Origin of the sequence: Streptomyces sp. P9-2B-2 (assembly GCF_030406865.1) — a bacterium.
GTDB classification, from domain to species: domain Bacteria; phylum Actinomycetota; class Actinomycetes; order Streptomycetales; family Streptomycetaceae; genus Streptomyces; species Streptomyces platensis.
In genome coordinates this window covers 6,056,945-6,078,837 of sequence record NZ_CP129126.1, presented here as the reverse complement: position 1 = coordinate 6,078,837, position 21,893 = coordinate 6,056,945, and the positions used below count along the sequence as shown (strand labels likewise).

General features: G+C 69.8%; 22 protein-coding genes. 13 read left to right on the top strand and 9 right to left on the bottom strand.

The window, feature by feature from the left end:
• Positions 1–2 precede the first annotated feature (2 nt).
• Entirely contained in the window at positions 3–236 is a 234-nt protein-coding gene (locus QT196_RS26880; protein ID WP_085922848.1) for a hypothetical protein, read from the top strand.
• A 14-nt stretch (positions 237–250) separates the two neighbouring features.
• Here QT196_RS26880 and QT196_RS26875 read toward each other — a convergent pair whose 3' ends face one another.
• Entirely contained in the window at positions 251–1,879 is a 1,629-nt protein-coding gene (locus QT196_RS26875) for an ISAzo13 family transposase (RefSeq protein WP_168476530.1), read from the bottom strand.
• Positions 1,880–2,039: 160 nt separating this feature from the next.
• On the opposite strand from QT196_RS26875, the gene QT196_RS26870 reads away from it, so the two are divergent.
• Positions 2,040–2,972 (top strand): pyridoxal-phosphate dependent enzyme, encoded by a 933-nt coding sequence (locus tag QT196_RS26870; protein ID WP_168481320.1) that lies wholly within the window; start codon positions 2,040–2,042, stop codon positions 2,970–2,972.
• A 45-nt stretch (positions 2,973–3,017) separates the two neighbouring features.
• Here QT196_RS26870 and QT196_RS26865 read toward each other — a convergent pair whose 3' ends face one another.
• The gene (locus tag QT196_RS26865; RefSeq protein WP_168481319.1) at positions 3,018–4,619 is read right to left on the bottom strand and encodes a Na+/H+ antiporter; all 1,602 of its coding nucleotides are present in this window, start codon (positions 4,617–4,619) and stop codon (positions 3,018–3,020) included.
• A 58-nt stretch (positions 4,620–4,677) separates the two neighbouring features.
• On the opposite strand from QT196_RS26865, the gene QT196_RS26860 reads away from it, so the two are divergent.
• The 4 genes from QT196_RS26860 (at position 4,678) to QT196_RS26845 (ending at position 7,168) form a co-directional block, all read left to right on the top strand.
• Positions 4,678–4,938 carry a UBP-type zinc finger domain-containing protein gene (locus QT196_RS26860; RefSeq protein WP_085922842.1) on the top strand — a complete coding sequence of 87 codons (261 nt, stop codon included), beginning with the start codon at positions 4,678–4,680 and terminating at the stop codon, positions 4,936–4,938.
• A gap of 32 nt (positions 4,939–4,970) precedes the next feature.
• Positions 4,971–5,459, top strand: coding sequence for a GNAT family N-acetyltransferase (locus QT196_RS26855; protein WP_266733552.1), 489 nt, complete (start codon positions 4,971–4,973; stop codon positions 5,457–5,459).
• Positions 5,460–5,751: 292 nt separating this feature from the next.
• Positions 5,752–6,165: an anti-sigma regulatory factor gene (locus QT196_RS26850; protein WP_042148531.1), complete on the top strand. Its 414-nt coding sequence runs from the start codon at positions 5,752–5,754 to the stop codon at positions 6,163–6,165.
• A gap of 43 nt (positions 6,166–6,208) precedes the next feature.
• Positions 6,209–7,168 (top strand): RNA polymerase sigma factor SigF, encoded by a 960-nt coding sequence (locus tag QT196_RS26845; RefSeq protein WP_168484012.1) that lies wholly within the window; start codon positions 6,209–6,211, stop codon positions 7,166–7,168.
• Positions 7,169–7,267: 99 nt separating this feature from the next.
• Here QT196_RS26845 and QT196_RS26840 read toward each other — a convergent pair whose 3' ends face one another.
• Positions 7,268–7,738 (bottom strand): hypothetical protein, encoded by a 471-nt coding sequence (locus QT196_RS26840; RefSeq protein ID WP_085923008.1) that lies wholly within the window; start codon positions 7,736–7,738, stop codon positions 7,268–7,270.
• 96 nt (positions 7,739–7,834) lie between these two features.
• Here QT196_RS26840 and QT196_RS26835 point away from each other — a divergent pair, with 96 nt between their 5' ends.
• Together QT196_RS26835 and QT196_RS26830 are read left to right on the top strand one after the other, a co-directional pair.
• Positions 7,835–8,818 carry a diacylglycerol kinase family protein gene (locus QT196_RS26835; RefSeq protein ID WP_168481317.1) on the top strand — a complete coding sequence of 328 codons (984 nt, stop codon included), beginning with the start codon at positions 7,835–7,837 and terminating at the stop codon, positions 8,816–8,818.
• 320 nt (positions 8,819–9,138) lie between these two features.
• Positions 9,139–9,396 (top strand): WhiB family transcriptional regulator, encoded by a 258-nt coding sequence (locus QT196_RS26830; protein ID WP_003983230.1) that lies wholly within the window; start codon positions 9,139–9,141, stop codon positions 9,394–9,396.
• 169 nt (positions 9,397–9,565) lie between these two features.
• Here QT196_RS26830 and QT196_RS26825 read toward each other — a convergent pair whose 3' ends face one another.
• Positions 9,566–11,038, bottom strand: coding sequence for a PAS domain-containing sensor histidine kinase (locus QT196_RS26825; RefSeq protein ID WP_168484011.1), 1,473 nt, complete (start codon positions 11,036–11,038; stop codon positions 9,566–9,568).
• Between the two features lie 327 nt (positions 11,039–11,365).
• Positions 11,366–11,995 carry a TetR/AcrR family transcriptional regulator gene (locus QT196_RS26820; RefSeq protein WP_266733556.1) on the bottom strand — a complete coding sequence of 210 codons (630 nt, stop codon included), beginning with the start codon at positions 11,993–11,995 and terminating at the stop codon, positions 11,366–11,368.
• Between the two features lie 160 nt (positions 11,996–12,155).
• On the opposite strand from QT196_RS26820, the gene QT196_RS26815 reads away from it, so the two are divergent.
• Both QT196_RS26815 and nagB read left to right on the top strand, forming a co-directional pair.
• The gene (locus QT196_RS26815) at positions 12,156–12,929 is read left to right on the top strand and encodes an SDR family oxidoreductase (RefSeq protein ID WP_168481315.1); all 774 of its coding nucleotides are present in this window, start codon (positions 12,156–12,158) and stop codon (positions 12,927–12,929) included.
• Positions 12,930–13,105: 176 nt separating this feature from the next.
• A complete protein-coding gene (gene nagB, locus QT196_RS26810; RefSeq protein WP_168481314.1) occupies positions 13,106–13,888 on the top strand; it encodes a glucosamine-6-phosphate deaminase in 783 nt (260 codons plus the stop codon).
• Between the two features lie 110 nt (positions 13,889–13,998).
• Here nagB and QT196_RS26805 read toward each other — a convergent pair whose 3' ends face one another.
• The 4 genes from QT196_RS26805 to QT196_RS26790 all read right to left on the bottom strand — a co-directional run bounded on the left by QT196_RS26805 (position 13,999) and on the right by QT196_RS26790 (position 18,762).
• Positions 13,999–15,549 (bottom strand): glycoside hydrolase family 3 N-terminal domain-containing protein, encoded by a 1,551-nt coding sequence (locus QT196_RS26805; protein ID WP_266733559.1) that lies wholly within the window; start codon positions 15,547–15,549, stop codon positions 13,999–14,001.
• 8 nt (positions 15,550–15,557) lie between these two features.
• Positions 15,558–16,388 carry a carbohydrate ABC transporter permease gene (locus QT196_RS26800; RefSeq protein ID WP_168481313.1) on the bottom strand — a complete coding sequence of 277 codons (831 nt, stop codon included), beginning with the start codon at positions 16,386–16,388 and terminating at the stop codon, positions 15,558–15,560.
• On the bottom strand, positions 16,385–17,377 hold the full coding sequence (locus QT196_RS26795; RefSeq protein WP_266733562.1) for a sugar ABC transporter permease: 993 nt from the start codon (positions 17,375–17,377) through the stop codon (positions 16,385–16,387). The genes QT196_RS26800 and QT196_RS26795 overlap by 4 nt, the downstream gene beginning before the upstream one ends.
• A gap of 116 nt (positions 17,378–17,493) precedes the next feature.
• The gene (locus QT196_RS26790) at positions 17,494–18,762 is read right to left on the bottom strand and encodes an extracellular solute-binding protein (protein WP_168481311.1); all 1,269 of its coding nucleotides are present in this window, start codon (positions 18,760–18,762) and stop codon (positions 17,494–17,496) included.
• A 244-nt stretch (positions 18,763–19,006) separates the two neighbouring features.
• Between QT196_RS26790 and QT196_RS26785 the strand changes: the two genes are divergently transcribed.
• The 3 genes from QT196_RS26785 to mctP all read left to right on the top strand — a co-directional run bounded on the left by QT196_RS26785 (position 19,007) and on the right by mctP (position 21,893).
• On the top strand, positions 19,007–19,765 hold the full coding sequence (locus QT196_RS26785) for a GntR family transcriptional regulator (protein WP_168484010.1): 759 nt from the start codon (positions 19,007–19,009) through the stop codon (positions 19,763–19,765).
• Between the two features lie 197 nt (positions 19,766–19,962).
• Entirely contained in the window at positions 19,963–20,223 is a 261-nt protein-coding gene (locus tag QT196_RS26780) for a DUF3311 domain-containing protein (RefSeq protein ID WP_085922829.1), read from the top strand.
• Positions 20,220–21,893, top strand: a complete 1,674-nt coding sequence (mctP, locus tag QT196_RS26775; RefSeq protein WP_211117430.1) for a monocarboxylate uptake permease MctP — start codon at positions 20,220–20,222, stop codon at positions 21,891–21,893. Before QT196_RS26780 ends, mctP begins: the two co-directional genes overlap by 4 nt.

Sequence of the window (21,893 nt, the reverse complement as noted above, 5' to 3'; positions counted from 1 at the left end):
ACATGTCAGGGTTTCTCGACCGCGCCAAGGAGCAGGCCCAAAAGGGGCTTGCACAGGGCAAGCAGAAGGTCGACGAGGTACAGCAGAACCGCGCCGGCACCGAACTCCTGAGAAAGCTGGGCGCCGCGTACTTCGCCGAACGGCGGGGCAGCGGTTCCCCCGAGGCGACCCAGGACGCGCTCAACACTCTGGAGGCCCACGTCAACGCCCACGGCGACGCCTTCCTGCACGACTGAGGGCCTGCCGATCATTAACACGTCGTCTTGATCTTGCTGTTGGGGGCGCTGTCGAGGGCGATGACCTGGGCTTGGAGGGTTGCGAGTGCGGCGGGTGGGGTGGTGGCCGGCGGGACGTTGATGCCGTGTGCTTCGAGTAACTTCTTGATCTTCAGCAGGGTGCGGTGCATGGCAGTCCGGCTGCTGTTGAAGAGCACGGCGAGGGGTTCCGCGGCCAGGTTGACGCGTAGATGGAGCACGGTGGCCACGACCTGGTCGGCGAAGGTGAGGCGGGGTGGGCGTCCGCGGTGGGTGTCTCCTTCCGCAGCCAGGGTTTCGATGAGGTGCTGGAGCTGGTGTGGGGCCAGGCCGGTTAGCGCGGGATCGGACAGCAGTGCCGGCTTCCACTGAGGCGTCGGTGGCTGACCGTTCCGCGCTGCTGGGATAGCCGGGGTCGGCCGGGGATGCACGGCATAGTTCCAGTCGCCGTGGAAGTTGTGCCGGGTCAGCGGCAAGGCCGCCATCTCCGCGTCGCCGACCCCAATACCGGTGGGATAGGTATTGGTGTCCAGCTGGGCCTTCACGCGTAGTCCGGCGCGGGTGGTGGTCGCGGCGATTGATTCGAGGATGACTTCGTGGCTGGTCAGCGGGCGGCCGCGCCAGTTCATGGTGATGTGCGAGAAGAGCCGGTGCTCGATCTTGTTCCACTTCGATGTGCCCGGCGGCAGGTGACAGACCGTGATGGCCAGGCCGGTCTCAGCGGCCAGGCGGGCGAGGTGCAGTTTCCAGGCCCGGGTGCGATAGCCGTTGGAGCCGCCCGCATCGGCGGTGATCAGCAACCGGGAAGCCTGCGGATAAGCGGCCCGACCCTGGTCATGCCACCAGCGGCGGATCGACTCCACCGCGAACGCGGCGGTGTCATGGTCAGTGCCGACGTTCACCCAGCCGGTGTCGGCCGCCAGGTCGTAGATGCCATAGGGGATGGCCTTGCCCAGCTGCGGATCGGCGAAGTCATGCACTCGCACCAGCACCGGATCGCCCGTCGGCCGCCACGAACGGCCCGGATTGCGGAAGTCACCGACCAGCTCCTTCTTCTTCGTGTCCACGCTGATCACCGGCTGGCCGGCATCCCGGTGACCGCGTGCCTGCTCGTTGAGATACCGGAACTGGGTATCCCGGTCGGCATGCTGACTGCCCTCGAGCGTCTTGGCATTGGCCTGCAGCCGGAAGCCCTCCTGCCGTAGCAGGCCGGCGACGGTGTCGGCGCCGACCCGGTGCCCCTGGCGGGTCAGCTCGGCCGCCAGCATGCGGGTCGACTTGGTTGTCCACCGCAACGGCGACATCGGATCCCCGCGCTCGTCCGGCTCGACCAGACTCAACAGAGCAATCCGCAGTCCAGGATCGAGGTCCGCGACGCGTTTGCGCCCGCCGCCCGGCCGCCGCACCCGCCCCACCAGGGATTCGCCCGCCTCCAGGTCGGACATACCCCTGCGGATCGTTGTCTCGCTCACTCCAGCCGCCCGGCCCACGGCCCGGATGCCGCCATGGCCCAGGCTTCGGGCCTCTGCGGCCACCAGCAACCGCCGCTGTCGCTCGTCCAGATGCGGGAACAACACCGCGAACTTCACGGCAAGTTGATCACGAGTCTCGTCCGGGATGCGCATACGCCATCAACGAGCACCAACCTCGAAAGCAACACCTTGATGACCGGCAGGCCCTGAGGGCTATCCCGTAATCCCTGCCGGGTCCGACCGGTTCGTGGCGCGCTCCGAGGAGCTGTGGAGCCGCGCCGTACCCGTGGGCCGGTCCCCGGCACCGGGGACAATGGAGCGCGTGACCAGCACCGACCCCGGCCCGCTGCCGGACCCGCGGGCCCTGCGCCCGCGCCTGCCCTCCCCCGTCCAGGAGATCGAGGACGCACCGTTCGCCCGCCGCGGGGTGCGGCTGCTGCTCAAGCGGGACGATCTGATCCACCCGGAACTTCCAGGCAACAAATGGCGCAAGCTGGCGCCGAATCTGCGGGCCGCGGCCGCGGCGGGTGAGCGGGCGCTGCTGACCTTCGGCGGCGCGTACTCCAACCATCTGCGGGCCACCGCCGCGGCCGGCCGGCTGCTCGGGTTCGCCACCATCGGCGTGGTCCGCGGCGACGAGCTGGCCGACGCACCGCGCAATCCGTCGCTGGCCCGCTGCGCCGCCGACGGGATGCGGCTGCACTTCATCGACCGGGCCCGCTACCGCCGGAGGTCCGACCCAGAGGTGCTCGCCGAGCTGCGCGACCGCTTCGGCGCGTTCCGGCTCATACCGGAGGGCGGCAGCAACGCCCTTGCCGCACAGGGCTGTACGGAGCTGGGCCGCGAGCTGCGCGGGGCCGCCGACACGGTCGCGGTGGCCTGCGGCACGGGCGGCACCCTCGCCGGACTCGCCGCGGGCCTGGGGCCGGGGCAGCGCGCCCTGGGCTTCCCCGTATTGAAGGGCGGCCGGCCGCACTTCCTCCAGGAGGCGGTCGAGGAACTACAGCGCGCGGCGTTCGGCGGCCCGCGCGGCGACTGGCGGCTGGAGGACCGCTTCCACTGCGGTGGATACGCCCGCCGCACCCCGGAGCTGGACACCTTCGCGACGGCCTTCGAGGACCGGCACGGCCTGCCGCTGGAGCGGATCTACGTCGCCAAGCTGCTCCTCGGGCTGACGACCCTGGCCGAGGAGGGCTCCTTCGCCCCCGGCAGCACCGTGGCCGCCGTGATCACCGGCACCCCGTGAGCCGCCCCCGGGCCCGGGACCGCGACCTCATCCGCCGACCCCGCCCTACGAAGCCCCCTCCCGGTACGCCGTGGCCTCCTCCAGGTCCAGTCTGCGCAGCAGCGTCCGCAGCATCTCGTCGTCGATCCGTCCGTCGTCCCGCAGCCGGACGAACACCCGGCGTTCGGCCTCGATCATGTCCCGGGCCAGCCGCCGGTAGGTCTCGTCGGCGGACTCCCCGGTGACCTCGTTGGCCGCGCCGAGCCGCTCCCACACGGAGTTGCGGCGGCGCTCCAGTACGTTGCGCAGCCGGTCGGCGAGGGGCCCCGGCAGGGCGTTGCGCGGGTCCTGAAGGCGCGCTTCCAGGCACTCCTCGGCGGCCCGCGAGGCCTCGTTCTGGGCCTGCGCCTCGGCGAGCGTCTCGGCCTGGGCGTCCGGGCCGGGCAGTCTCAGCGCACGGATCAGCGGCGGCAGCGTCAGCCCCTGGATGACGAGGGTGGCGATGACGGTGGTGAAGGTCAGGAAGAGCACGAGGTTGCGCGCCGGGAAGGACTCCCCGCCGTGCGCCGCGGCCGGGATGGAGAACGCGATGGCCAGCGACACCACCCCGCGCATCCCGGCCCAGCCGATGACGACCGGCGCGGTCCACCTCGTGTCCGGCTCGCGGGTACGGATCCGGGCGGACAGGACGCGCGGCAGATACGTCCCGGGAAAGACCCACACGAACCGCGACACGACCACGACGGCGAACAGCACGGCCGCGTACCCGAGGGCCTGCGCCCCGCTGAACTCCCCCAGTCCGCGCACCACGACCGGCAGCTGGAGCCCGATCAGCGCGAAGACCGCGGACTCCAGGATGAAGGAGACCATCTTCCAGACGGCGTCCTCCTGGAGCCGGGTCTCGAAGTCGACCTGCCAGGAGCGGTGCCCCAGATAGAGGCCGACCACGACGACGGCGAGCACCCCGGAGGCGTGCAGCTGCTCGGCGGCGGCGTAGGCGACGAACGGGATGAGCAGCGAGAGGGTGTTCTCCAGCAGCGCCGACTCGCGCAGCCGGACGCGCAGCCAGTGCAGCGGCACCATCAGGAGGAGGCCGACGCCGATGCCGCCCACGGACGCGATGGCGAACTGCTTGATCCCGTCGCCCCAGGAGACCCCGGCCCCGAGCGCCGCGGCCACCAGGACCTTGTATGCGGTGATCGCGGTGGCGTCGTTGAACAGCGACTCGCCCTGAAGGATCGTGGTGATCCGGTGCGGCAGCCCGAGTTTGCGGGCGATGGCGGTGGCCGCGACGGCGTCCGGCGGGGCCACGACGGCCCCCAGGACGAGGGCGGCGGTCAGCGGCAGCCCCGGGATGACGAGGTAGGCCGCGTAGCCGACCACGAACGTCGCGAACAGCACATAGCCCACCGACAGCAGCGCCACCGGCCGCAGATTGGCCCGCAGCCCCAGATACGAGCTGTCCAGCGCCGCGGTGTGCAGCAGTGGGGGCAGCAGCAGCGGCAGCACGATGTGCGGATCGAGGGTGTAGTCGGGGACGCCGGGGATGTAGGAGGCGGCGAGTCCCGCGGTGACCAGGAGCAGCGGCGCGGGGACCGGCGTACGGCGTGCCAGCCCGGCCACCGCCGCGCTCCCCGCGACCAGCAAAAACAGTGGCATGACAGCCATCGGCCCGTCCCGTCCCCGTACGCTTCACCGAGCATCCCGGCGATCTAACCTGGCCATCATGAGCGAGTGCACCCACGTTGCCGAATTGCCGCGCCCCGAACCGGCACCGCAGAGCGCCACCTGCCTGGAGTGCCTGGCCGTCGGCAGCCATCCCGTACAACTGCGGCTGTGTCTGGCCTGCGGCCATGTCGGCTGCTGCGACTCCTCGCCGTTCCGGCACGCGACCAGGCACTTCGAGGAGACCGGCCATCCCGTGATGCGGACGTTCGAACCGGGTGACTCCTGGCGCTGGTGCTTCACCGACCAGAAACTGGTGTGAAGCGATCACCGGCGTCCGTTTAGCCTTCACACATGATCCGCGAAGCGACACCCGGCGATGTCCCCGTCATCCTGGCCATGATCGGCGAGCTGGCCGCGTACGAGCGCGCCCCCGAGGCCGCGCAGGCCACCGAGGCGCAGCTGACGGAGGCCCTCTTCGGCCCGCAGCCGGCCGCCTTCGCACTGATCGCGGAGGACGGCGACGCCCCGGTGGGCTTTGCCCTGTGGTTCCGGAACTTCTCGACGTGGACGGGCACGCACGGTGTCTATCTGGAGGACCTGTACGTCCGCCCCGAAGCGCGCGGCGGCGGCCACGGCAAGGCTCTCCTCGCGGCCCTCGCGGAGATCTGTGTGGCCCGCGGCTATGAGCGTTTCGAGTGGTCAGTCCTGGATTGGAATGAACCGTCCATCGGTTTTTACCGGTCGATCGGTGCACAGCCCATGGACGAATGGACGGTCTTCCGGCTCACTGGAAAGGAGCTCCACAACCTTGCGGGCACTTCGCGCGTCAACGGAGCGTAATCGGTATCGATTTGACAGTGCACACCTCTAGCCACTGTCCGTACCCGTGGCTTTACAATCAGTGACAGCGAGAGTGTCGGGTGACCGGGGGCCGGATCGCCGCGCGGACGGCAGTGGTGCTCCTTCCGGGCGACACCGGCCCACAGATCGCGATAGCGTCACAGCCGAACCATGTGTCGCGCCGAATCGTTCTCCTTTCATCAGAGGGGAGAAAAGTCCGGCGCGAATATCCCGAACAACGCGAATATCGCGCATTCCAGCTCAACCAGCTTGTGCCACCTTGGAGGTGAGGGTGTCCCAGATCGCAGGCGAGCCCGGGACTCAGGACTTCGTGGAAGTCCGTCTGCCCGCTGCGGGTGCCTACCTGTCCGTGCTGCGTACGGCCACGGCCGGACTCGCAGCCCGCTTGGACTTCACCCTCGACGAGATCGAGGATCTGCGTATCGCGGTCGACGAGGCCTGCGCGATCCTTCTGCAACAGGCCGTCCCCGGCAGTGTGCTGAGCTGCGTCTTCCGCCTCATCGATGACGCACTTCAGGTCACCGTGTCGGCCCCGACGACCGACGGCCGCGCCCCGGAGCGCGACACCTTCGCCTGGACGGTGCTCTCCGCACTCGCCGGCAAGGTCGATTCCACCGTCTCCGAGGACCAAACGGTCACCATCAGTCTGTACAAGGAGCGCGGCGCCGGTCCCGGACCGTCATGACCGAACAGGGGGCCCCGTGAAAGATCTCGAACGCGGCGGGAGGATGGCGCGCAGTGCGACCATCCCCGAGCAGCAGGCCCGGCCGCATCCGGTGGGCGTAGACGACCACGGCGGCCGGTTGGACGCGGCGGAGCAGGCAGAGCGGGCGGACCACATGGAGCAGAGCGAGCAGCCGGGGCAGCGGGCGCAGCAGCACGATGCGCCGGCCCCCGACGACAAGCAGCAGGAACAGCAGCATTCCCAGGGGCCGCAGGACCGCAGCGGCGCCCGGGCGATGTTCTATGAGCTGCGCAAGCTGCCCGACGGCTCCCCGGAGCGGGCGGAGCTGCGCAACACCCTCGTTCGTATGCACCTCCCGCTCGTCGAGCACCTGGCCCGGCGGTTCCGTAACCGTGGCGAGCCGCTGGACGATCTGACCCAGGTCGCCACCATCGGCCTGATCAAGTCCGTCGACCGCTTCGACCCGGAGCGCGGCGTGGAGTTCTCCACGTACGCCACCCCCACCGTCGTCGGCGAGATCAAGCGGCACTTCCGCGACAAGGGCTGGGCGGTCCGCGTCCCGCGTCGCCTCCAGGAGCTGCGGCTGTCGCTCACCACCGCGACCGCCGAGTTGTCCCAGCGGCACGGCCGGGCCCCCACCGTCCATGAGCTGGCCGAGCATCTGGCGATCTCCGAGGAGGAGGTCCTGGAGGGCCTGGAGTCCGCCAACGCCTACAGCACCCTCTCCCTGGACGTCCCGGACACGGACGACGAGTCCCCGGCGGTCGCCGACACCCTCGGTGCCGAGGACGAGGCACTGGAGGGCGTGGAGTACCGCGAGTCCCTCAAACCGCTGCTGGAGGATCTCCCGCCGCGGGAGAAGAAGATCCTGCTGCTGCGCTTCTTCGGCAACATGACCCAGTCGCAGATCGCCCAGGAGGTCGGCATCTCCCAGATGCATGTCTCCCGCCTCCTGGCCCGCACCCTGGCCCAGCTGCGCGACAAGCTCCTCGTCGAGGAGTGAACGGCGCACAAATACGGTGGGCGGGGCCTTCGAAGGCCCCGCCCACCGTGCGTTCCAGGGAACTGCCGGGCCGGAACCCGGGACGACCCCGCGCCCTCCTCAGGGCGTCTCGCGCGGCCCGATACCCAGCGCCTCGGTGGCCGTCGGGTTGACCAGCAGCACGAGCACGACCAGCGCGGCCACGGCCAGTCCGATGCCGGCCGCGATCAGCGCACCGCCGCCGTTGACCAGCGTCCAGGCCACCGGCAGCGCCACGATCTGGGTGATCAGCGAGGGGCCCCGGCTCCAGCGGCGGCGCAGCCACAGCCCCCGGGCGGCCACCAGCGGCAGCACGGCGAGCGCGAGGACGGTGAGCCCGCCCATCTCCGCCTGCTGCGCACTGTCCGGCGAACCGGCGAGCCCCATGATCAGCATGTAGCCGCCGAGGGCAGCCAGGGCGAGCCCCTCGACCGCGGTGAGCGCCGCCGCGGCGCTCAGCCGGGCAGGTCGCGGGCCGGTCGGCGCGGTGGACGCGGCCGCGGCGGGGGCGGAGGCGGCTCGGGACGCGGACTGCTTCTGCTGACTGCTCACCCCAGCAGGGTAGCGCCGGCCGTCGCGGCCTCCGGGATGCCCCGGAGCCGGACGGGGGCGTGAGGCCGGTACCCGCAGGTAGGTACGCTGCTGCGTATGCGCGCACTTCTCGTGGTCAATCCCGCAGCAACCACCACCAGTGCCCGCACCCGTGACGTGCTGACCCACGCACTCGCCAGCGACCTCAAGCTGGAGGTCGCACAGACGCAGTACCGCGGGCACGCCCGTGACCTCGCCCGGCAGGCCACCGAGGGCGGCGAGACCGACCTGGTCGTGGCACTCGGCGGCGACGGCACGGTCAACGAGGTCGTCAACGGTCTGCTGGCCAACGGCCCCGACCCCGACTCGCACCCCCGCCTGGCGGTCGTCCCCGGCGGCTCCACCAATGTCTTCGCCCGTGCGCTCGGGCTCCCCAATGACGTCGTGGAGGCCACCGGCGCCCTGCTGGACGCGCTGCGCGACGGCAGCGAGCGGACCATCGGCCTCGGGCTGGCCGCGGGCACCCCGGGCAGCGAGGACGAGGGCGTACCGGAGCGCTGGTTCACCTTCTGCGCGGGCTTCGGTTTCGACGCCGGCGTCGTGGGCCGGGTCGAGCAGCAGCGCGAACGCGGCAAGCGTTCGACCCACGCCCTGTACGTGCGACAGGTCGTACGGCAGTTCCTGATCGAGGCGAACCGCCGGCGAGGCGTCCTCACCCTCGAACGTCCGGGCGGGACCGAGGGCGGCGCGGAGACCGTCGAGAACCTGGCGCTGGCCATAATCTGCAACACCGCCCCGTGGACCTACCTGGGCAATCGGCCGATCTATCCGTCCCCGGACGCCTCGTTCGACACGGCCCTGGATCTGTTCGCACTGAGCAAGCTCTCCCCGTCCGCGGTGGCCCGTTATGCGACCCAGCTGCTGACGTCAACACCGCAGCGCGGGCCCCACGGCAAACACGCCCTCTCACTTCACGACCTCACGAACTTCACCTTGCATTCGCAGGTTCCCCTGCCCTTCCAGATGGACGGTGACCACCTGGGGCTGCGTACGAGTGTGACGTTCACAGGCGTACGCCGTGCACTGCGTGTGATTGTGTGAGCAGTAGGACCTAAAGTCCTTTCACTCGAACGTTTAGACTGGTTTCCACCCCCTGGAATGACGGCTGTGAGCTAGGCGACACCAAGGATTCAAAAAAAAGTTTCCGGAAGGGGTTGTATCCGCCGTCGAGGTTTGCGAGTCTCTTCATGGCGATCGGGACGGCCGCTCTACCGGCCCCCTTGAGAGCCCGAATCCTCCTCCTCATTCCACAGGACCGCGCCAGTTCACGACTGGATTTCGGCCCTTCCCTTGTGGAGGGATTCGTGAAAGCGTTCACATTCACAAGCAATGATCCCGTCATACGAGGAGATGGAGCAGCCATGGACTGGCGTCACCGCGCCGTTTGCCGCGAGGAAGACCCCGAGCTCTTCTTCCCCATCGGCAACACCGGTCCTGCGCTGCTGCAGATCGAGGAAGCCAAGGCCGTCTGCCGCCGCTGCCCCGTCATGGAGCAGTGCCTGCAGTGGGCGCTCGAGTCCGGCCAGGACTCCGGCGTCTGGGGTGGTCTGAGCGAGGACGAGCGCCGCGCGATGAAGCGCCGTGCAGCTCGCAACCGGGCGCGCAACGCCAGCGCCTGAGCCAGCAGCCCCGTGGCCCCCGAGCCGCAGCGCGCAGTACACCCGATGCACCCCCGGCGCTGACAAGCCCGGTCGTTATCGCATCGACACAGCTTTGAGCCCCGGACCGCATGGTCCGGGGCTTCCTGCTGTTCAGGGCCGGGGCCGGCGCGGCCGCCGGCCCCGTATCTCAGTGCTGCTTCTCGGCGCGCACCGGGACGTCGAGGATGACCTGCGTACCGCGCTCCGGCGCCCGCACCATGTCGAACTTTCCGCCCAACTCCCCCTCCACCAGGGTCCGTACGATCTGGAGCCCCAGGTTTCCGGTGCGATGCGGATCGAAACCCTCGGGCAGCCCGCGGCCGTTGTCCTGGACGGTGACCAGCAGCCGCGGCTCGGTACGACTGCCGCCACGCACCGCGCCGACCTCGACCACACCCCGCTCCACCTGGTCGAAGGCGTGCTCCAGGGCGTTCTGCAGCACCTCGGTGAGCACCATCGACAGCGGGGTGGCCACCTCGGCGTCCAGGATGCCGAAGCGTCCGGTGCGGCGGGTGGTCACCTTGCCCGGGGAGATCTCCGCGACCATGGCCAGCACCCGGTCCGCGATCTCGTCGAACTCGACCCGTTCGTCGAGGGTCTGGGACAGCGTCTCGTGCACGATCGCGATCGAACCGACCCTGCGTACAGCCTCGTTGAGCGCCTCGCGGCCCTGTTCGGAATCCATCCGGCGGGACTGGAGGCGCAGCAGCGCGGCGACCGTCTGGAGATTGTTCTTCACCCGGTGGTGGATCTCCCGGATGGTGGCGTCCTTGGTGATCAGCTCCCGCTCGCGACGTCTCAGTTCGGTCACATCGCGCAGCAGGACCAGTGAACCGATGTGCGTCCCCTTGGGCTTGAGGGGGATGGCGCGCAGCTGGATCACGCCGTCGTCGCCCTCGACCTCGAACTCCCTGGGGGCCCAGCCGCTGGCGAGCTTGACCAGCGCCTCGTCCACCGGGCCGCGGGCGGGCGCCAGTTCGGCGGTGGCCTGGCCCAGATGGTGGCCCACCAGGTCGGCGGCGAGGCCGAGCCGGTGATAGGCGGAGAGGGCATTGGGGCTGGCGTACTGGACGATGCCCTCCGCGTCGAGCCGGATCAGTCCGTCGCCGGCACGCGGCGAGGCATCCATGTCGACCTGCTGGCCGGGGAAGGGAAACGATCCGGCAGCGATCATCTGGGCGAGGTCGGAGGCGCTCTGGAGGTAGGTGAGCTCCAGCCGGCTGGGGGTGCGTACGGTCAGCAGATTGGTGTTGCGGGCGATCACCCCGAGCACCCGGCCCTCGCGGCGCACCGGGATGGACTCGACCCGCACCGGCACCTCCTCCCGCCACTCCGGGTCGCCCTCGCGCACGATGCGGCCCTCGTCCAGGGCGGAGTCCAGCATCGGGCGGCGGCCCCGGGGAACGAGATGGCCGACCATATCGTCCTGGTAGGAGGTGGGACCCGTATTGGGCCGCATCTGGGCCACCGATACATAGCGCGTGCCGTCCAGGGTGGGCACCCACAGCACGAGATCGGCGAAGGAGAGGTCGGAGAGCAGCTGCCACTCCGAGACCAGCAGATGGAGCCACTCGAGGTCGGTGTCGCTCAGAGCGGTGTGCTGGCGTACGAGATCGTTCATGGAGGGCACGTCTTGGAGCCTACCGGCGTACGGTGTATGTGTTGTATCTGCACGGGCATGGACAAGTAAGAATGGTCTAGTCCAGAATTCAGCAAAGGCCTCCGCCCTCCCCGCACAGGAGAGCGGAACGAGGCCGAAGGCGCTCTCTGCCCTGACTGCGCCGAGGCCTCCGATCGACCGGTCCCAGGACGGGATGCACCCCTACCGCACACAGGGGCGCCGCCCGCCCGCTGAACGGGGTCGGCCGATGTCAGCTCCGGGCTGCGGTGCCGGACAGGTTGAGGGTCCTGTCCCGGCGCCGCGGCCCGCGGGTGCTTCCGGGGGTCTTCAGCGGACCTCGCCGCCCGTTTTCCGCGGCCACGCCTTGAGCGCCAGCTCGGCGATCGCCGCCAGCTCCGTCCGCTCCGCGCCGTCGCGTGCCTGCTGGGACATGCCCTGGATGACGGCGCCCGTGTAGGCGGCCAGCGCGCCGGCGTCCGTATCGGGGGGCAGCTCGCCGGAGGCGATGTCCGCACGGATGGCGGCGGCGATCTCCCGGACGTTCGCGAGCCTCATCTCCCGCAGGGAGTCGGCGACTTCGGCCGAGGCGGGCGAGATGTTCAGGGCGGCGCTGATGACCAGGCAGCCGCGGGGGCGGCCGGGCAGGGTGTACTCGGCCGCGGCCTCGCGCAGGGCCCGTTCGACGCCCCGGCGGGCGGTCGGCTCCTCGGTCACGGCGCGGGAGAGGAAGCCTCCGTAGAGCCGCCCGTACTCGGCCACGACCTCGCCGAACAGGGACCGCTTGTCGCCGAAGGCGGCGTAGAGGCTGGGGGCGCCGATGCCCATGGCGCGGGTGAGGTCGGAGATCGAGGTGGCCTCGTAGCCCCGCTCCCAGAAGGACCGGACCGCCTGCTCCAGGGCCGTCTCGCGGTCGAAGGACCGGGGCCGCCCGCGCTGCTTCGTCTCCTTGGTCGCCATGGAAAGAATTTTATAGCGGTCGGTACGGAACGCGTGCTACGGTTTTTCTGTAACGAGCGATATAGAAAGCGCTCGGCGCGGGGGCGCGTGCGTCGGTGCACGTCGGCGCGCATCCGCATACGTCAGGGACATCCGCGTACGGATCGGGGAGGGGCACCGCATGAGTGCGCTCAGCGGCAAGACGGCACTGGTGACCGGCGGCAGCAGGGGGATCGGCCGGGCCGTCTCGGAACGGCTCGCCAGGGAGGGCGCGCGGGTCGGCGTGCATTACGGCCGGGACGCGACCGCAGCCAAGGAGACGGTCTCGGCGATCGAGGCCACAGGAGGTCAGGCCTTCGCGCTCCAGGCCGAGCTGGGGGTGCCGGGGGACGCCGAAGCACTGTGGGCCGCGTTCGACGCGCAGGCCGAGGGGCTGGACATCCTGGTCAACAACGCCGGGATCAACAAGGCCGTCGACGGCACCCTGAAGCGGATCGACGCGGTGACGGCGGAGGACTTCGACGCCCTCTTCGCGGTCAACACCAGGGCGCCGTTCTTCATCACCCAGCAGGCACTGCCCCGGCTCCGGGACTGCGGGCGGATCATCAACACCTCGACCGGCCTGACGCGGGGCGCGGCCAAGCCCGAGCTGATCGCGTACGCCATGACCAAGGGCGCGATCGACGTCTTCACCTCGACGCTCGCCAAGGACCTGGGCCCGCGGGGGATCACGGTCAACGCGGTGGCGCCCGGCCCGGTGAACACCGATATGAATGCCGGATGGCTGCGCGGCGAGGCCAATGCCGCGGCGCGGCAGCAGGTGAGTGGGATATCCCCGCTGGGCCGGATCGCGGACGCGACCGACATCGGCGACATCGTGGCCTTCCTCGCCTCGGACGACAGCCGCTGGGTGACGGGGCAGTGGATCGACGCGACGGGCGGGGCGCTGCTCTGACGGAGTGCCGTACGGCGGGACGGGCTGCCGGTGCGGGCCGCCGGCAGCCCGCACCGGAGGCGTACCGGACGCCGGGAAACTTGACCGGCCGTTCGGATGTGGCGACGGGTTCCGGAGGTCACGCTCTGCTAGATTGGTCTATACCACATGGATCTCTCCAGAACGGCAGGCCAAGCGTGGAAGTTGTCATCGTTCCGGATGCCGTGGCGGGCGGCGAGCTGATCGCGGAGGCCATCGCCACCCTGGTGCGCCGTAAGCCCGACGCACTGCTCGGTGTGGCCACCGGCTCCACCCCGTTGCCCATCTACGAGGCGCTGGCGGCGAAGGTCCGGGCAGGCGACGTGGACGCCTCGCGGGCGCGTATCTGCCAGCTCGACGAGTACGTCGGACTGCCGGCCGGGCACCCCGAGTCCTACCGTTCGGTGGTCCTGCGCGAGGTGGTCGAACCGCTCGGTCTCGCCGAGGAGTCCTTCATGGGCCCCGATGGTGCGGCCGAGGAGGTGCAGGCCGCCTGTGAGGCGTACGACAGTGCGCTGCGCGAGGCGGGCGGTGTGGACCTCCAGCTGCTCGGTATCGGCACCGATGGGCACATCGGCTTCAACGAGCCCTGCTCATCGCTCGCTTCGCGTACCCGCATCAAGACGCTGACCCGGCAGACCCGGGAGGACAACGCCCGGTTCTTCGACAGCCTCGACGAGGTGCCGCACCACGTCATCACCCAGGGCATCGGCACCATCCTGGAGGCCCGCCATCTGGTGCTGCTCGCCACCGGCGAGGGCAAGGCCGACGCGGTGGCCCATGCCGTGGAGGGCCCGGTCGCCGCACTGGTCCCGGCCTCGGCACTACAGCTCCACCCGCATGCGACGGTCGTCGTGGACGAGGCCGCGGCCGCCAAGCTGAAGCTCGCGGACTACTTCCGCGCCACGTATGCGGCGAAGCCGGAGTGGCAGGGCCTGTAGGCGCTGCCGGGGGGGGAAGAGGGGGCAGGGGACCGCAACCGTGCCCCCGGGGGGCACGACGGTCTCCGCGGCGCCCTCGGTCCCGTCCGGACGGGGGCCGGTGCGCCTGATCACGCGTCGGGCGACGGCCTCCGGCCCGTGAGGACTTCGACCGCGGCCTGGGCGCAGACGCGGGCCGCGCCGTGGGTGGCGACGTGGAGGGCGCCTTGGGGTGGGGCCTGGGGGACGCCCATTTCGACGACGGCGGTGTCGGGGCGGGCGGCGAGGAGGGTGTGCAGCGCGTCGGCCATCCAGGGGTGGCGGTGGACGTCGCGGACCACGGCGACGAGGCGGCGGTCGGCGGCCGCCGTGAGCAGGCCGTCGACCAGAGCGGCGGTACCGGCCGCGGCGGCGGCCTCGGCGGTGCAGGTGGCGGTCTCGGTGCCGGGGAGCAGGCGGGCCAGTTCGGCGGCGACGCCCCAGGGGGTCTCGTCGCCCACGGCGATATTGGCGAGGGGGGTGAAGGCGGCGACGTGGACGGGCTCGGCCAGGGGCCGGTACGGGCCGGCGGCGGTGACGCGCAGGGCGCGCCGGGCCGCGGTGAGGCCGATACCGGGGGCGGGCACGGCCCCCTCCCCCGCACCCGTGCGCCGGGCACGGTCGGCCAGGGCGCGCACCCGTGCCGCGGCGTCGGCGAGCCGCTGCTCCGGCAGTTGGCCCTCGCGCACCGCCCGCACCAGGGCGTCTCGCAGCCGCAGCACGATGCCCTCGTCCGCCAGCCCGCCGCCCACGCAGATGGCGTCGGCACCGGCCGCGAGGGCGAGCACGCTGCCGCGCTCGATGCCGTAGGTGGCGGAGATGGCCTGCATCTCCATCCCGTCGGTGACGATCAGCCCGTCGAAGCCGAGGCCGCCCTCGGCTTCGGGGGCCCGCAGCAGACCGTGCAGCGCGGCCGGGCTGAGCGTGGCCGGGTGCTCGGCGTCCAGCGCGGGCAGCAGGATGTGGGCGCTCATCACGGCCCGGGTGCCGGCGGCGACGGCGGCGCGGAACGGCACCAGTTCGCGTTGCTGGAGGGTGGGCAGACCGGCGGCGATACGCGGCAGATCGTGGTGCGAGTCGACGGCGGTGTCGCCGTGGCCGGGGAAGTGCTTGGTGCAGGCGGCGACGCCGGCGGACTGGAGGCCCGCGACGTAGGCGGCGGTGTGCCGGGCGACCAGCTGCGGATCGGCGCCGAAGGAGCGGACGCCGATGACCGGGTTGGCGGGGTTGGAGTTGACGTCGGCGGAGGGCGCCCAGTTGAGGTTGATACCGCAGTCGGCCAGCCGGCGGCCGAGTTCGCGGGCGACCGCGCGGGTCAGCTCGGTGTCGTCGACGGCGCCGAGCGCATGGTTGCCGGGGAAGGAGGAGCCGCCGCGCACTTCGAGGCGGGTGACATCGCCGCCCTCCTCGTCGATGGCGACGATCAGTTCCTCGCGTTCGGCGCGCAGCCGGCCGGTGAGGGCGGCGAGTTGGGCCGGGTCGGCGACATTGCGGCCGAAGAGGCCGACCGAGACCAGCCCCTCGCCGAGCCGCCGCAGCAGCCAGTCGGGCGCGGTGGTGCCGGTGAAGCCGGGCTGGAGGACGGCGAGGGCGTCGCGGGTGAGGGTGTCGGCGGGGCGTACGGAGCGTACGAGAGGCGTCATGAGCTGCGTTATCCCTTCACTGCGCCGGAGGTGAGACCGCCGACCGCCTTGCGTTGCAGGAACAGGAAGAGGACCAGGATCGGGACGGCGAAGATCGAGGCGGCGGCCATGGTGGCACCCCAGTCGTCCCCGAACCGGGTCTGGAACTGCGAGAGCCACAACGGCAGGGTGCCCATGGCCGGTTCCTTGTTGAGGACCAGCACCAGCGGGAACTCGTTCCAGGCGGTGATGAATCCGAAGAGCGAGGTGGCCATCAGACCGGGCGCCAGCAGCGGGAAGACCACCTTGAGGAACGCCTGGCGGCGTGAGCAGCCGTCGACCATCGCGGACTCCTCCAGCTCCTTGGGCACCGCGGCGACATAGCCCCGGAGCGTCAGCAGCGTGAAGGGCAGCACCATCAGCATGTAGAAGCAGGTGAGCGGCAGCAGGCTGTTGAGCAGGTCGGCGTCCCGGACGATCAGGTAGATGGAGATCACCATGACCTCCCAGGGAGCCATCTGGGCGACCATGAACGTCAACAGGATGCCCTTACGGCCCCGGAAGCGCATCCGGGTCAGGGCGAACGCCCCGCAGAGGGCGATCACCAGCGACAATCCGACGGCCAGGACGGTCACCAGGACCGAATTGCCCGCCAGGATCCAGAAGTCCGGGGCGTGCACGGCCGTCGCGAAGTGTTCGAGGGTGCCGTGGACGGGGAACCACACGGGGTCCTCGGTGATGATGTCCCGGGTCGGCTTGAAGGCCGTGTTGAACATCCAGTAGACCGGGAAGAGGAAGCCGAGGGCGAGCACGGCCGCCGTGGCATTGGGCCAGAAACGGCCGGCCAGAGAGTGCTTCACAGCTCGTTCTCCTCCTGCTGTTCCTGGGTAACCGTCAGCTGCAGGTAGTACGCGGTCATGGCCAGCAGCACCACGATCGTCAGCAGGGAGATCGCGGCGCCCATGCCGAAGTGGAGATTGCCGACGCCCTCGGTGAAGGCGTAGATCGGCAGCGTCTCGGTGAGCCGGTCGGGGCCGCCCTCGTTGATGGCGAAGATCTGCGGGAACGCCTTGAAGACCCAGATGACCTCCAGAAACGTCGTCGCGAGGAAGAACGGCTTGAGGAAGGGGAAGGTGACGGAGGTGAAGACCCGCCAGCTGCCGGCGCCGTCCATCCGGGCCGCTTCGTAGAGCTCCCTGGGGATGGTCGTGGTGGCCGCGTAGAGGTTGAGGGCCACGAAGGGCAGCGACTGCCAGACGATCAGTACGGTGATGACGAAGAACGTCGACAGCTGGCTGCCGACCCAGTCGTAGTGGGCCATACCGTGTTGGCCGAGCGTGTCCAGCAGCCAGTTGACGACGCCGTAGCGGGAGTCGAAGAGCCACTGGAAGACGGTGGTGGCGGCGATCACCGGCATCGCCCAGGCCAGCACCAGCGCGGCGGAGAGCGTGAGGCGCATTTTCGTGCCGAGCCGCGCCAGCAGCAGACCGATCAGCACCCCGAGGACCATGATCAGGACGACATTGACTGCGGTGAAGACGAGAGTGCGGAGGGTGACCCGCCAGAACTGCTCGCTGCCCAGGATCTCCTGGTAGTTGCCGATTCCGCGCCAGTCGGTGAAGTGCTGGATCAGCTCCTTCATATTGAGGTTCTGGAAAGAGAGCAGGAGGTTGCGGACCATGGGCCAGCCCAGGAAGACCGCGGTCGCGAGCAGGGCCGGCAGCAGCAGGAGATAGGGGGCGCCGCGCGCGGGCCGCCGGCTGCCGCCGCCGCGCCGGGTGGGCGGTGCGCCGCCTTTGCCGGTCCGCGGCGCGGTCTGGTCCACCGCACCGTCGAGCTGCACTGCCATGGGCCCTGCTCCCCCTCGTATCCCGTCAGAACTCGGTGCGTGCGCGGTGCCCGGGTGCCGGCCGGGGACGGCCGGCCGGCACCCGCCGCCCTGATGGGCGCGCCCCCGGGCGTCCGTTACTGCTTGGCGAGCCGTGCGTTGATCTCGGGCTCGATGTCCTTGGCCGCATCGGCCGGGGACTTACCGCCCAGAACGGCCGTCATATAGCTCTTGATCGGGTTAGGAATGTTCTCCACCGCGGCCCACTGGGGAATCAGCGGTGTGGTACCGCCGGACTTCTCCGCCGCGGGCGCGGCGGCCGCCACGGCCGGATTCTGCTGGGCGGCGTCGGCCAGGTCAGGGGACTTCGGGGCCCAGCCGGATTCCTTCACCATCTGCCGGTCGTTCTGCTTCGAGAGGGCGACCTTCAGGAATTCCTTGGCGAGTTCCTGGTTCTTGCCCATTCCGGCGACGGCGAAGTTGGAGCCGCCGAGGAAAACGCCCTCCGGCTTGTCCGCGGTCTCACCGGGGATGGTGAAGAAGCCGATGTCCTTCTTCATCTCCGGATTGGCCTTGAGGGCGGTGGCGGCCTCGTAGCCCATGGCGATGAGGGCGCCGGTACGGCCCTTGGCGAAGACCTCGGCCTGCTGCGGGGTGGCCTCGTCCTTGTTCTTGGGGGCGGTGCTGAAGGCCTGGTACTGCTTGTAGATGTCCATCGCCTTGGCGACCTTGGGATCGCCGAGGTTGGAGACCCACTTGCCGCCCTGCCGCTTCACCAGGTCGGCGCCGGTGCCGAGGGTCAGACCGTCGAAGAAGTACCAGTTCTGGCCGGGGAGATACAGCGGCTCGGCGTCGGTCTTCTTCTTGATGGTGGCAAAGGCCCTGAAGAGCTCACCGCGGGTCCGGGGAGTTCCCTTGAGTCCGGCCTCGGCCCAGATCTTCTTGTTGTACATCACCACCCGGTTTCCGGCGAACCACGGGAGTGCGTACTGTTTTCCGTCCACGAGCGACGCCTTGTTGAAGGCGTCATTCCAGTCGGCGCCTATCTCCTTCTTCAGATCGCCGACTTCGGCCAGGGCACCGGCCTTGGCATAGGCGGCGGTCTGGGTGTTGCCGATTTCGACGACGTCCGGCGGGGTGTCCTCGGAAAGGGCGGTGCTCAGCTTCTGCTGAATGCCGTTCCACTGCTGGACCTTGAACTCGACGGTGGCGCCGGTCTTCTTCTTGAACTGCGCGGAGACCTGCTCGGTCCACTGCGCCGGATTCGAACCATTCATCACCCAGACGGTCAGCTTCTGGCCTTTGAAGCCGTCCGCGCCCGTTTTCGTGCCGCCGCCGGACCCGCAGGCGGTGACACCCACCAGCATTCCCGTGACCGCCGTCGCCGCCATGAGTCCACGCTTCATTGCGCTCTCCCCCCAAAGGCCGGGTGTGTGGTCTTTAATGGTTTAGACCAGTGCCCGCAGCTTGGCCTAGACCTTTAGAGGTGTCAAGGGTGTATAAGAGTCGCTGTCAGGTCCGTTACCGGACCGACATCCGGCGGGCCGGGACCTGTAAGAGAGCGCGGGAAACCCACCCGTGCCACGATGTGAGCCGCTACGTACGGAGGCGCCGGTGACGGCAGCACGACAGGAGTCGGAGAGGCGGGTCATGGACACGGACGGGGGCAGCAGTACCGAGAGCGGCGGCACGCGGACCGCACGGGTGCCCAAGTACTACCGGCTCAAGCGGCACTTGCTGGAAATCACCGAGACCCTGCCGCCCGGCACCCCGGTACCGCCCGAGCGGACCCTCGCGGCGGAGTTCGACACCTCGCGGACGACGGTGCGTCAGGCCCTCCAGGAGCTGGTGGTCGAGGGCCGGCTGGAGCGCATCCAGGGCAAGGGCACCTTTGTCGCCAAGCCCAAGGTTTCCCAGGCCCTGCAACTGACCTCCTATACGGAGGACATGCGGGCCCAGGGCCTGGAGCCGACCTCCCAGCTGCTGGACATCGGCTATGTCACGGCGGACGACCGGCTCGCCGGACTGCTGGACATCGCCACCGGCGGCCGGGTGCTGCGCATCGAACGGCTGCGGCTGGCCAGCGGAGAGCCGATGGCCATCGAGACCACCCATCTGTCGGCGAAGCGCTTCCCCGCGCTGCGCCGGAACCTCGTCAAGTACACCTCCCTCTACACCGCGCTGGCCGAGGTGTACGACGTCCGGCTGGCGGAGGCCGAGGAGACCATCGAGACCTCCCTGGCCACCCCGCGCGAGGCCGGTCTGCTGGGCACGGATGTCGGACTGCCGATGCTGATGCTCTCCCGGCACTCGCTCGACGCGCAGGGGCAGCCGGTGGAGTGGGTGCGCTCGGTCTACCGCGGCGACCGCTACAAGTTCGTCGCCCGGCTGCAGCGCCCCACGGACTGACCCACGACCCGCGCCGGGCGGAGCGCGTTCCGCCCGGCCTTCCCGCTGTCCTGCCCCACCCAGAAGGGCGGCGGCGCAGGTCGCGCCCGGGTGGATTCTTGATACCGATATGCGGACAGCTAGTGACGCGCGCCACTGCCCTGCCATAGATTTCCAGCCGATCGCACAGGAGACAGCCAGGGGACGGAGCCACGGTCATGACCCAGTCAGCCGCATCACCGGTTCGCAGACAGGTCGTCACGCCCACGCGTGTGGTGGCCGGGCTCTGCCTGATCGCTCCGTTCGTGGCGATGCTGTGGGTGAGCTCGTACGCCAAGATCGAGCCGACCCTCATCGGGATCCCGTTCTTCTACTGGTACCAGATGTTGTGGGTGCTGATCTCGACCGCGCTCACCATGCTCGCCTACAAGCTCGTGCAGCGTGAGCAGCGCGCCCGCAAGGGCGGTGCGGACCAGTGACTCCCACGAGCGCGCTCGCCGCTTCCCAGACCCAGGGCGTCAACGGCGTCGCCCTGGCCGTCTTCATCTTCTTCTTCCTGGCCGTGACGGTCATGGGGTTCCTGGCCGCGCGTTGGCGCAAGGCCGAGGAGTCCGCCAACCTCGACGAATGGGGCCTGGGCGGCCGCAGTTTCGGCACCTGGGTGACGTGGTTCCTGCTGGGCGGGGACCTCTACACCGCTTACACGTTCGTGGCCGTCCCGGCGGCGATCTACGCGGCGGGCGCGGCCGGCTTCTTCGCCGTGCCGTACACGATCCTGGTCTACCCCCTCATCTTCACGTTCCTCCCCCGCCTGTGGTCGGTCTCGCACAAGCACGGCTACGTCACCACCTCCGACTTCGTCCGCGGCCGCTTCGGCTCCAAGGGCCTGTCGCTGGCCGTGGCGCTCACCGGCATCCTGGCCACGATGCCGTACATCGCCCTCCAACTGGTCGGCATCCAGGCCGTCCTGGACGTGATGGGCATCGGCGGCGGGGAGAACACCAACTGGTTCGTCAAGGACCTGCCGCTGCTGATCGCGTTCGCCGTGCTGGCCGCGTACACCTACTCCTCGGGGCTGCGGGCGCCGGCACTGATCGCGTTCGTCAAGGACGGGCTGATCTACCTCGTCATCGTGGTGGCGATCATCTACATCCCGATCAAGCTGGGCGGCTTCGACTCGATCTTCGACTCGGCCGGCAAGGCGCTGGCCCAGCCCGGTGCCGTCCCCGGCAAACCGCGCGGCGAACTGATCAGCGGCCCCAACGCCCAGTGGGCGTACGCCACCCTGGCGCTCGGCTCGGCGCTGGCGCTCTTCATGTACCCGCACTCGATCACCGCGACGCTGTCCTCGCGCAGCCGCAATGTGATCCGCCGCAACACCACCATCCTGCCGCTGTACTCCCTCATGCTGGGCCTGCTGGCGCTGCTCGGCTTCATGGCGATCAAGGCCGGTACGGACATCCAGGGCAACCCGCAGCTGGCCATCCCGCAGCTCTTCGAGGACATGTTCCCGAGCTGGTTCTCCGGTGTGGCGTTCGCCGCGATCGGCATCGGCGCGCTGGTGCCCGCGGCCATCATGTCGATCGCCGCGGCCAACCTCTTCACCCGCAACGTCTACAAGGACTTCCTCAAGCCGGACGCCACGCCCGAGCAGGAACACAAGGTCGCCAAGCTGGTCTCGCTGCTGGTGAAGGTCGGCGCGCTGGTCTTCGTCCTCACCATGGACAAGACCGTCGCGATCAACTTCCAGCTGCTGGGCGGCATCTGGATCCTCCAGACCATGCCCTCCCTGGTCGGCGGCCTCTTCACCCGCTGGTTCCACCGCTGGGCGCTGCTGGCCGGCTGGGCGGTCGGCATGCTCTACGGCACGCTCGCGGCCTACGGCGTCGCCAGCCCGACCCAGAAGCACTTCGGCGGCTCCAGCAAGGAGATCCCCGGTATCGGTGAGATCGGCTACATCGGTCTGACCGCTTTCGTCCTGAACGTCGTGGTCACCGTCGTCCTGACCTTCGCCCTCAAGGCCGCCAAGGCCCCCGAGGGCATCGACGAGACCAGCCCCGGCGACTACACGGCGGACGCCGGCGACCAGGGCGTCGCCGCCGAACTCCCGCCGGCCACAGCAGGAGCGGGCGCACCGGCCGGCCACTGA